Here is a 10,155-nt window from a genome sequence, read left to right on the forward strand (position 1 = left end):
TACGTCTGTTCGAGAAATAGCTAATTATCCAAAAAATTCTTAATTTTGAATTTTGTAGGCGCAAGACTTGCCGCAGGCTATTTTGAATTTTGAATTGATCCCCCCGGAGTGTCCCTCATGACTGCTAACCCTACTGTATTTACATTTGCTGACTCAACAGACTTGATTTTAGAAGTTCCTAATTATCCCCAAAATCAAGTAAATATAGCTGCTAGTCAGTCTTTTTCCCATCCTAGTTCCTGGTATCAAGCCTATTTAAATGAAATTTGCTTGAGTGCAGTCTTGCCGTGGTTGCAAGAAGATTTTACACGCCAAGCAAAGGTTTGGCCTTATACCAATTCTCTAGCCAGCATTTGGGAACTGGTAAATGGAACTGCCGTCACTTTAGACGTAACTAAATTTATTTTAGTTCCCAGTGAAAATATTGATTTAAGTGAATTACGTGTACCCCAAGAATGGGTAGATTTACCAAGTTGGGTGGGGGATTATTATTTAGCGGTGCAAGTAGAACCGGATGCAGGCTACGTTAGGGTTTGGGGTTACTGTAGTCACGCACAACTGAAAAATCAAGGTAAATATGACGCAGGCGATCGCACTTATACTTTAGATGCGAGTGATATAACCACTGACATCAGTGTGTTACCTGTGGAATTACAATTTTGTTTCCAGACAGCCACACGCAGCCAACTGGCAACTTTACCTACCTTACCTCTAGCCCAAGTCCAAAACTTAATTACCCGTTTAGGAAACCCCGAAGTTATTACCCCCCGGTTAGCCGTCCCTTTTGAATTGTGGGGGGGACTGATGGAACATGGAGGCTGGCGCAAAAGCCTATATGAACGCCGCCTAGGACTACCAGAACAGCGTTCAGTGCTGCAATGGTTGCAAGAGAGTGTTTCCCAAACGGCTGAGGCGATAGGTTGGGGAAAATTGAACTTACAATTAAGTGCAGCTGGCGCGAGGAGTGTAGAAGGAATACAACCAGGAGCAACATTATCTCGTAGATTAGCGATCGCCGGTCAAACCTACGAACTATTAATTTCACCCCAAGGCGAACCAGAAGAACCATCTTGGCGGTTTGAATTACGCAATGCAACAGTCGGCGCAGTCATTCCTGGCGGCTTTAAACTGAGACTCCTCACAGAAGACTTACAACCATTTCCCAATAATGAAGATATAGCCACAACCGCCGTAGAACAACTTTACGTTGAAGTTGCCCTAGATGCTGGCGAAGGCATAGTTTGGGAAGTAGAACCCCTACCAGAAAATTATGACCAAGAAATTTTAAGATTCTAAGCTGTTGGGAGTCTTTTTTTATTGATAATGTGGATAAATATTCTTTCTCTGTCCACATGAGATTACAAGCTATGAGAGAACAATACAACCAACAAATGCGTGTCTGGGCTATGTTGTGTCATCTCTCAGCATTGTTAGCATGGATACTATTATTTGCCTTAATTTTATCGGGTATTCCTTTATTTATACCCCTAAACATCGCTGCCCCGCTCATCATTTGGCAAATAAGAAAAATAAAATATCCCTGGGTTAACTTTCAAGGAAAAGAAGCTTTAAATTTTCAAATTACATTAACTTTTTATATTGTAATTATTATCATGATTTCTTTACTACTAGTGCTAGCTAGTTGTGGTATTGCATTAGCTACGAATGGTGAAATCAATCAAGTAAATACAGTTTTAGACAGCTTATTATTTATTTGGATGTCCTTTATCATCGCCCTATTTTTATTACAATTATTCCTAGTAACCTTTGCTGCCACCAAAGCATATAATGGCGAACATTACCGCTATCCCTTCACCATGCGACTTTTAAAGTAATAATTTTGTTTCGCACATACTACAAAGCAGAACCCCCAGGGTAAGCAAATATCATCTAGCTTTACCATTAGCTAACAATCTCAACCCATCCCGCATTTATGCAACAACGAAGAAAAAACTCCTTTTCCTCTTTGCGTCTCTGCGCCTTTGCGTGAGATAATCATACTCTTATTCAACCCAGCCAAAATTTATAATTAATGACTTTAGAATTACAAAATAAAATTGGTGTAGCAATTGTCGGTACTGGATTCGGACAAAAAGTCCACATACCCGCATTCCAAACCCATCATCGTACAGAAATAGTTGCGATTTATCACCGCGATATTAATAAAGCCAAAGCCATTGCCGAAGCTAATAATATTCCCCATGCCTGCGACACAATTGCTGAAATTCTAGCTTTGCCCACAGTACAAGCAGTTAGCATCTCAACACCGCCCTTTCTACATTACGAAATGGCAAAACAAGTATTACAAGCAGGGAAACATTTACTACTAGAAAAACCCGTAACATTAAATGTCACTGAAGCCAAAGAACTGTATCAATTAGCCCAAAAACAAAGTGTAATTGCTACCGTAGACTTTGAATTTCGCTTTGTCCCAGCCTGGCAACTTTTCGCTGAATTATTGACATCAGACTATGTAGGCAACCAACGCTTAATTAAAATTGATTGGTTAGGTTCTTCCCGTGCTGACACTTCCCGCCCGTGGAATTGGTATTCCTCTCAAGAAAAAGGCGGCGGTGCATTGGGTTCTTTAGGTTCTCACGCCTTCGATTACATTTACTGGCTATTTGGCCCAGTCAAGAGATTAAACGCTCATTTGACTACTGCTATTCCCGCACGAGTTGAACCTGCTAGCGGTGAATTAAAGCCAGTAGAAACAGATGACACCTGTTTGCTGTCCTTAGAATTAGCCAACGGTACACCTTGCCAAGTCGCTATCAGTGCTGTAGTTCACGCTTCTCGTACACATTGGGTAGAAGTGTATGGCGATCGCGGTACTCTAATCATAGGCAGCGACAACCAAAAAGATTACATACATGGCTTTAACGTCTGGGGTTCTCACCCAGGCCAACCCCTCCAAGAAATCGAAATTCCCCAAAGATTACTATTCCCCCAACATTACCCTGATGGACGCATTTGTGCATTTTTGCGAGTAATTAATCAATGGGTACAAGGAATTGATACTAAACAACAAACAATACCATCCCTAAAAGAAGGCATTTACTCACAGTTATTAATGGACTTATCCCATCAATCCCATCACACCTCAAGCTGGGTAGAAGTGCCAAATTTCACTTAAAAATACTCCGCGCCCCTCCGCGTTCACCTCCGCGCTCCTCCGCGTTTAAACATCTACATTTAGCTGTTCTATATGCCTAGCAGCTTTCTCCCACAGCTTTGCTGTAATCTCATCCTGCCAATGACTTCTGAGATTTTCAGCTTTCTTGTGGCATATGCGCTCTAACATCTCTAGAATTGCAGCTAATGTCAACTTATCTATTAACGCTTCTAAAACATCCATATCATCTTTTTTCATCATACTCACTCGGTAGGCATCCTTGATTTATCTCTCTTTCTTAAACTTACGAGAAAAGATTGAAGAACTTGTGAGGAGATACTTAGGAATTATGATGACATCTTCGCTGCAATATCCGCCGGCTTACCAAAATAGAGAGAACTTGTAACCAATAAATCTACCCCAGTGGCGGCATATTCCTGGACATTATTGAGTGTAATACCGCCGGCGGCTGCCAGTTTAATATCAGGATACCGTTGTTTAAGATTCTGGGCTAGCTCCTTGAGTGTACCCAATGGCATCTTATCAAGTTGGATGATATCAACTCCACTTGCAGCCACTACCAAAGCATCTTCTACAGTTTCCACTTCAATACAGATTTTATGTTCTTGAAATCGCTGCTTCAGGGAAGTTATCTGTTCCAGCAATCCAGACAGACCCCCCATATAGACTAAATGCTGCTTGAAAATCAGAATACTTTCCGAGAGTCCCAGGCGATGAGGTAGCGCACCACCCGCAACGATCGCCTTCATCATTAATGCTCTAGTTCCTGGAAATACCTTGCGCGTAGTCACAACAGAAATAGCCGGATTGACTGTTTTTGCCGCCTTCACAAATTCATCGGTGCGCGTGGCTATTCCTGAAGTATATTCCAGCAAATTTAATGCTATTCTCCAGGCAATGTGTAGAGATTCTGCACTACCTGTAGCTGCCAAAATTAATTGATCTGCCTCTAAATGAGTACCACTTTCTACAGAGAAATGTGCTGTTGCTCCACACTGCTGCATCACCCTTACCGCTTCTTCCGTAGCACAGACAGTCATGGGGTGGCGAGTATAAAATTCTATTTTCCCCTGTTCCTTACCAATACCCAGTCCCAAAGTTGTCAAGTCAAAATAGGGAACATCTTCAGCAATTAAATTGGTAATTGCCTTGTCAGACAAACAAATACGCATAGTAGGCTTTAATGATGGCTTGTGGAGGAAGGGAACAATTCGCGCCGACGTACTTAATCTCAAATTTAGACCTATTGAACCCATTTCTTCACTTTATTCTCAGTCCGAGTTCGGCGTCTGTGCTGTTTTTTATTTTTTGATAATTTATATGCAGTTATGTAGGCGAATAATTTTTGTTACTTTTCTTAACAAAATTTTTGGGCAAAAGTGCTGTTAGAGTAGTCCGTGCTGAGTTAAATTTTGTACTGGCTAGTTACTTCTGCCTGTTTTTACCAGGTTGATAATATTGCCAACCTATAAACTTGGCACTAACATAAACAATACCTTCGCCAAAATTTAGAATCATTAGCTGTAAAAAAAAGCCTAAATCGTCAAAACTCTAGGGTTTCAACCTATGAAAGTTAGATTGAAATCCATAACTCAAAAGTTTCATGTTACGGAGTCTTCTAACAAAATTAAAAGTATTGAGAAGAACTCAGTAACCAGATAATGATGGTACTTATCCTGAATCAAGTGTCCTTCAAAGGATGTTTTAACTTTAAATTTGTTAGCAACATCCCGTAAAATATTTTTAATCTTGAATTGCTTATGCCTTTTTACCGAGTTAATACAAATCAGCAACAATTGCCCAGCTTAAATAAGCTGACAAATGATATACCCCCTCTACTGCGGGATGAGTCTGAAGAAATTGACGCAGATTATGAGGTAATTGAGTCAAGTATATTAATCCGTTCTTTCCCTGAGTGGTACGCTGAACAAGCCCGGCAAATTATGCGGGAATTAAGTTTTGATTTGCATTTAGCAGTCTGCGAGGTAGAAATCAAAAATGGTATCAGTGCTAGTTTAGAACCTATACCACAGCCTGAATTACCACCAGATATGACGATTTATAATTTAAATGCCATTTTGGATTCGTAATTAAGTAGGACTTACGCACAAATTACGGAATAACGTTCGCGTAGCGCATACCACAGAGGCGCAGAGAACACAGAGAAATAAGGGTTTGAGAGAGTTTTTGCGTAAGTCTTGTTAAGGTTCAAAAAACTATCACTCATAAATAAATAGAACCCCGCTTTCTTTAAGAAAGCGGGGTTCTATGGTTGGATTTTAGACGCTGGCTAGAACAAAAACTAGTTACAACTTAGTCCCGCACTCAGAACAGAAGTTATGATCTGGTAAGTTTTTTGTCCCGCAATGGCTGCAATAGATTGGTTCTACATTTGTTTTTGGTGGTTGCTTGGGTAGACCAATCATCTGAGCATTACTCTTACCAGGAGCTATCATTGGATAGCAGTTTTCGTCTCTGGTGACGTGAACATCCAAAATTACGGGGCTATCGTAGGCTAACATTTGTGCGATCGCATCTTTTAATTGCTCACGCTCAGTTACGATTATCCCCTTAATGCCATAGGCTTGTGCCAACAGTTCAATATTTGGCATCCCGACTTCCATGTTTGAGGATGAGTAGCGTTCGCCGTGGAAGGCTTGTTGCCACTGGCGCACCATCCCTTGCCAACCGTTGTTGATAATTACAGTCTTGACATTAATGCCATATTGTGCAGCAGTTCCCAATTCTTGTAAACACATTTGGAAACTAGCATCACCACTAATACAAATGACTTGATCATCAGGAAAAGCTACCTTTGCACCAATAGCCGCAGGTAAACCAAAACCCATCGTTCCCAACCCGGCACTAGAAATCCAGCGTCGGGGGCCGTTCTTGAGGAATTGTGCTGCCCACATTTGATGTTGACCAACATCAGTAGTATAGAAAGCGTGGGGTGCTTGGCGGCTAACTTCGACAATTACCTCTTGAGGTGCGATGCTGTCAGGATGTTGGGGGACTACTAACGGATACTCTTCTCGCCAACGATTGACTAAATTGAGCCATTCTATATTTTGGTTAGGTGTGGTTTTTGCGCCTGCTTGTTTACAGCGACGCAACAAGTCAATTAAAACCTTTCGCACATCCCCAACAATGGGTACTTCCGGGACGCGGTTTTTACCGACTTCTGCGGGGTCGATGTCGATGTGAATGACTTTGGCGCGGGAAGCGAATTCATCTAATTTACTGGTTACGCGGTCATCAAATCTTGCACCGACACAAATCAGCAAATCACAATCCGTCACGGCAAAGTTAGCATAAGCTGTACCGTGCATACCCAACATCCCTAAAGACAGGGGATGGTGTTCATCAAAAGCCCCGATACCCATCAAGGTAGTTGTGACGGGGATATTAAATAACTCAGCTAGTTCTTGAATTTCTGCGTGTGCGCCAGATGCGATCGCACCACCACCGACATAAAGTAGAGGACGACGGCTTTCTTGAATTAGTTGAATTGCGGCGTTAATTTGCCGAGGATTACCCTTCACAGTCGGACGATAACCCGGTAATTTGACTGCACCTGGTTCTACAGGTAGATAATCAAATTCTTCAAAGGCTACATCTTTAGGAACATCAATTAAAACTGGCCCTGGACGACCTGTACTAGCAATGTGAAACGCTTCCGCTACAATGCGTGCCATATCAGCCGATTCACGCACTACATAGGAGTGTTTGACTATTGGTATAGTAATGCCGTAAATATCTGTCTCTTGGAAAGCATCTGTACCGATCATTTTCCGGGGTACTTGTCCTGTGACAATTACCATTGGAATTGAATCCATGTAAGCAGTAGCGATACCTGTCACCAAGTTAGTCGCCCCAGGGCCAGAAGTACCGAAGCACACACCCACTTTGCCAGTTGCGCGGGCATAACCATCAGCAGCGTGAGCGGCCCCTTGTTCATGCCTGACGAGAATGTGCTTAAGAAGACCATTTTCTGCTACTTTGTACAGGTCATCATAAATCGGCAGAATTGCTCCACCAGGATAGCCAAAAATATACTCAACACCGTGGCGCAGGAGGCTATCCAGTAGCGCAAAACCACCAGTTGCCCGTTTTGGGGTCACAACTGATGAAGTAGAGCTGGCAGACTGGGTGTGTTGCTCTGTTTGTGAGGGACTAGTCGGGGAAGGCAAGCTCACAGTCACGATCAAACCTCAGAGGATAGCTAAGTTAATCTGGAATTTCTGTATTTAATATGTCAATTTTAGGGTAAAACTTCAACTAAGTTATAAATGAAATTTCTGTCTTTAGAGTGTAGCTGATATATCTGTATCATGCTTAGGAGTGGACTATACAAGATAACCCATGATTTTAGTTTAGAACTGCGGCGGGTAATATTAGTTAATTTTCCCTGACTTATGGTAGAAGGAAGGGGACAGGTGACAGGGGACAGGTGACAGGAAAGCAGATGAAGATAGGGAGGAAAAAAACCCAATCCCCAATCCCGCATTTCTCACAAACAGTAGGGGCGGGTTGAGCGAAATATTCGTGAATGATTCGAGCATATCTGTGAACCCGCCCCTACGGACTCTGGACTGAGGTGGCAATAATTGGTGAGAAATCAGGGAAATCCCCATTGACTAAATCACATCTTGCAAAACTCGACGGGTGTTTTTCCATGCCCAAACGCCGACGGTTGCGACTACAAAACTCATTCCTATTAATACAGTTCTCAAACCTAGAGCATCAGTTAATGGCCCGGTAATAGCTAAAGGTAATGATAGGGCAATGTTCACTGCATGATTTTGAAAGCCGAATACCTTACCATACATGGTAGGTGGTGTTTGGTGTTGAATTAGGGTTTGCATCGGCACACCGATTAAGGAAGCACCTATACCTAACAATGCACAAAGTCCTAAAGCTAGCAAGAGACTGTGAGTAAAGGTGAATACACCTAAAACCAACGCCATCACCAAAAATCCGATTAAGGGTAGGGGTTTGTGATGAAATTTATCGCCCCAGTGACCTAAAATAGCTGCACCTAACACCATACCTACCCCTGCTGCTGCTAAGAAAAAGCCAAATTGTTTTTCTTTTAACCCGAAATCTGCTGCTAATCTAATTGCCAAAACCATTAAAGCTGCAAATACACAATATAAAGTGGTTAATTGCAGCATGGCATTTAATACCAGACGATTTTTTTTGAGATAGCGCAAGCCTTCTTTTAAATCAGCCCAAGGATCGATAACTGATCGGCGATCGCTCACAGATTTGTGTTCTAATTTAAAATCAACTAACTGAAAGGCAATTGCTGACACTATATATAACCCACCCACCACGGCTTGTTGACCATACCCTGCTCCCAACCAAGACTTCGCCAAACTCAATATTGGTTCTCCAATAGCAAAACCGACAATTAAAGCCCCCATCATGGTGCTACTGTACAGCGCATTGGCAGCCATAAAATTTTCTTTACGTACCAACACAGGAATAGCCGCTTGTTCGGCTGGGGCAAAAAACTGTGCTAAGGCAGAAATCGCAAAAGTCAGGACTAAAAACAACAGAAATTCTTTTGGTGAAAACGCTATTAACAGTACCAATATTGCCTGTAATATATTCGAGCCAACTAGGATGAGCTTTTTTGAAAAGCGGTCAACAAAAATACCACCAGCAGAACCCAATACAATTGCAGGTAGAGTAAATGCCACCATCAAAATTGAGTACATGGAGTTTTCTGCTAAACCCGGAAGCGGTGGGTAATTCTCCAGCAACGCCACCATTAGGACAAAGAAGACTTTATCTCCTAACTGGGATAACAACTGTCCCATCCATAGGAGCATAAAATTTCGATTTTTTAGCAGTGCGCCAAACCCATTATTGACGGCAGCTGGTTCAGTTGGAAACATGGGTCACTTTGGTATTTTAACTAGGGTAGATGGGGACAAATCAATTCAAAATTCAAAATTCAAAATTCAAAATTAAATAACTGGGGATTAGGGACTGGGGATTGGGGATTATTTACATCCTTTCGCTTACTTTGTTTGCCCTATCACCTATCACCTGTAACCTGTAACCTATCACCTGTCACCTGTCCCCTATCACCTGGAATATCCTTTATTTCTCACTCCTGTGTGCTTATACTGTTTTCCGGATTATTTTTCTTCATAACGTTTTAATAATAAATGCAGAAATTCGGCTGCTGTTAGACGGGTTTTTGGGGTGGTAATTTCACCTTGGGAGGAATCTGCCCAACAGCCTTGTACATTTTGGGGCGATCGCCACATGGTTAAATGATCAACTGATGGCTCTGCGTAAAAGTTATCTTGCCCACTACCAAGTAATAATGAACTCCAATAAGTAAAATAATCATGGCTAAGACGATGAATGGGAAAATTTCCCCATAATGGTACACCCCATCCGTCGATAGCAATAAAGGCTTGGACATGACCTCCCATAATTTGCCATTGGGTAGCAGCCGCGATCGCTCCAACTACACCAGCACTGAAGCTGACGAATATAACTGGCGATTCTAGCCTATTGTGCAGGCGATCGTGCAGAAACTGCCAAATATGAAATCCTGATAAAGCTAAAACCCCCTCCACTGGCACAACTAATATATTTTTTCTATCTTGACTGCACCCTGAAATAAAGCTTTGAGTTAATTCTGTCTCATGGATTCCAGGGCAAATAATTATAGTCATTAGTTAATAGTCATTAGTCAATGAGCATTGAGCATTGGGCGACTCAATCAGTGGATTTTGGATTGAGTTTCAATCTAAAAATCCGTCTTGAAAAATTGAGTCACTGCGTTGGTGTTCGCAAAGCGTCCCATAGGAAAGGGGGTTTCCCCCAAGAGGAACTGCCGAAAGGGTTTATCGGCTTGTAGCAAGTGGCGTTCCTAGGTTGGGAAACCCGCCTACAGAACTTTCCGCAAAATCTAAAATCCCCACCCTGTCACCTGTCATGTCACCTGTCATGTCACCTGTCATGTCACCTGTCATGTCACCTGTCATGTCACC

9 protein-coding genes are annotated in these 10,155 nt (G+C 42.1%); 4 read left to right on the forward strand and 5 right to left on the reverse strand.

Features of this window, described 5'->3' with window-relative positions; genetic code table 11:
* The first annotated feature begins 117 nt into the window (after positions 1-117).
* From ACM0OR_RS22010 to ACM0OR_RS22020, 3 genes are all read left to right on the forward strand, one after another.
* Positions 118-1,296, forward strand: coding sequence for a DUF1822 family protein (locus tag ACM0OR_RS22010; protein ID WP_414578754.1), 1,179 nt, complete (start codon positions 118-120; stop codon positions 1,294-1,296).
* Positions 1,297-1,367: 71 nt separating this feature from the next.
* Positions 1,368-1,835 (forward strand): DUF4870 domain-containing protein, encoded by a 468-nt coding sequence (locus ACM0OR_RS22015; protein WP_414578755.1) that lies wholly within the window; start codon positions 1,368-1,370, stop codon positions 1,833-1,835.
* Between the two features lie 197 nt (positions 1,836-2,032).
* Positions 2,033-3,136: a Gfo/Idh/MocA family protein gene (locus ACM0OR_RS22020; protein WP_414578756.1), complete on the forward strand. Its 1,104-nt coding sequence runs from the start codon at positions 2,033-2,035 to the stop codon at positions 3,134-3,136.
* A gap of 45 nt (positions 3,137-3,181) precedes the next feature.
* Here the strand turns inward: ACM0OR_RS22020 and ACM0OR_RS22025 are convergent, their stop codons facing one another.
* Together ACM0OR_RS22025 and modD are read right to left on the reverse strand one after the other, a co-directional pair.
* Positions 3,182-3,373 (reverse strand): hypothetical protein, encoded by a 192-nt coding sequence (locus ACM0OR_RS22025; protein ID WP_190699975.1) that lies wholly within the window; start codon positions 3,371-3,373, stop codon positions 3,182-3,184.
* Between the two features lie 89 nt (positions 3,374-3,462).
* Positions 3,463-4,308: a ModD protein gene (gene modD, locus ACM0OR_RS22030; protein ID WP_414578757.1), complete on the reverse strand. Its 846-nt coding sequence runs from the start codon at positions 4,306-4,308 to the stop codon at positions 3,463-3,465.
* A gap of 588 nt (positions 4,309-4,896) precedes the next feature.
* Here modD and ACM0OR_RS22035 point away from each other — a divergent pair.
* On the forward strand, positions 4,897-5,226 hold the full coding sequence (locus ACM0OR_RS22035; protein ID WP_414578758.1) for a hypothetical protein: 330 nt from the start codon (positions 4,897-4,899) through the stop codon (positions 5,224-5,226).
* 216 nt (positions 5,227-5,442) lie between these two features.
* On the opposite strand, the gene ilvB is transcribed toward ACM0OR_RS22035, so the two are convergent.
* The 3 genes from ilvB to ACM0OR_RS22050 all read right to left on the reverse strand — a co-directional run bounded on the left by ilvB (position 5,443) and on the right by ACM0OR_RS22050 (position 9,837).
* Complete coding sequence (gene ilvB, locus ACM0OR_RS22040) at positions 5,443-7,341, reverse strand: biosynthetic-type acetolactate synthase large subunit (RefSeq protein ID WP_414578759.1); 1,899 nt, start codon at positions 7,339-7,341, stop codon at positions 5,443-5,445.
* A 435-nt stretch (positions 7,342-7,776) separates the two neighbouring features.
* The gene (locus ACM0OR_RS22045; protein WP_414578760.1) at positions 7,777-9,042 is read right to left on the reverse strand and encodes an MFS transporter; all 1,266 of its coding nucleotides are present in this window, start codon (positions 9,040-9,042) and stop codon (positions 7,777-7,779) included.
* 246 nt (positions 9,043-9,288) lie between these two features.
* Positions 9,289-9,837, reverse strand: a complete 549-nt coding sequence (locus ACM0OR_RS22050) for a hypothetical protein (RefSeq protein ID WP_414578761.1) — start codon at positions 9,835-9,837, stop codon at positions 9,289-9,291.
* Between the last annotated feature and the right edge of the window lie 318 nt (positions 9,838-10,155).

Origin of the sequence: Anabaena sp. CCY 9402-a, from assembly GCF_963920945.1 — a bacterium.
GTDB lineage: Bacteria > Cyanobacteriota > Cyanobacteriia > Cyanobacteriales > Nostocaceae > Trichormus > Trichormus minutissimus.

Coding starts and splice junctions, on each gene's coding strand:
- ACM0OR_RS22010 (WP_414578754.1), top strand. CDS start 118: ATGACTGCTAACCCTACTGTATTTACATTTGCTGACTCAACAGACTTG.
- ACM0OR_RS22015 (WP_414578755.1), top strand. CDS start 1,368: ATGAGAGAACAATACAACCAACAAATGCGTGTCTGGGCTATGTTGTGT.
- ACM0OR_RS22020 (WP_414578756.1), top strand. CDS start 2,033: ATGACTTTAGAATTACAAAATAAAATTGGTGTAGCAATTGTCGGTACT.
- ACM0OR_RS22025 (WP_190699975.1), bottom strand. CDS start 3,373: ATGAAAAAAGATGATATGGATGTTTTAGAAGCGTTAATAGATAAGTTG.
- modD (WP_414578757.1), bottom strand. CDS start 4,308: ATGCGTATTTGTTTGTCTGACAAGGCAATTACCAATTTAATTGCTGAA.
- ACM0OR_RS22035 (WP_414578758.1), top strand. CDS start 4,897: ATGCCTTTTTACCGAGTTAATACAAATCAGCAACAATTGCCCAGCTTA.
- ACM0OR_RS22045 (WP_414578760.1), bottom strand. CDS start 9,042: ATGTTTCCAACTGAACCAGCTGCCGTCAATAATGGGTTTGGCGCACTG.
- ACM0OR_RS22050 (WP_414578761.1), bottom strand. CDS start 9,837: ATGACTATAATTATTTGCCCTGGAATCCATGAGACAGAATTAACTCAA.